This is a genomic window from Staphylococcus sp. HMSC62B09, from assembly GCF_001839115.1.
Lineage (GTDB): Bacteria > Bacillota > Bacilli > Staphylococcales > Staphylococcaceae > Staphylococcus > Staphylococcus haemolyticus.
In genome coordinates this window covers 1-350 of record NZ_KV840147.1, presented here as the reverse complement: position 1 = coordinate 350, position 350 = coordinate 1, and the positions used below count along the sequence as shown (strand labels likewise).

The window sequence follows — 350 nt, the reverse complement described above, 5'->3', positions numbered from 1 at the left end:
GTAAAACAGGGGGTAATGAAGGCCATGTCATTATCCAATCATTTAAACCTGGCGAAGTCACGCCCGAACAATGTAATCAATTAGGATTAGCACTCGCTGAAAAGCTCACACCGAATCATCAAGTGGCGGTCTATACGCATGCCGATACAGACCATGTACACAATCATATCGTGATCAATTCAGTTGACCTCGAGACAGGTAAGAAATTCAATAACAATAAACAAGCCTTACGTAATGTCAGAGACTCCAATGACGAGGTTTGCTTGGAACATGGTTTAAGTGTGCCAGAGAAAGACACAGCACGCTTACGTTATATACAAACAGAAAAAGCGATTGCTGACCCTAATACA

At 42.0% G+C, this 350-nt stretch carries 1 protein-coding gene; it reads left to right on the top strand.

What is annotated here, in order from left to right:
- A partial coding sequence (locus HMPREF3265_RS06435) for a relaxase/mobilization nuclease domain-containing protein (RefSeq protein WP_176746620.1) occupies nucleotides 1-350 on the top strand: 350 nt, incomplete at both ends.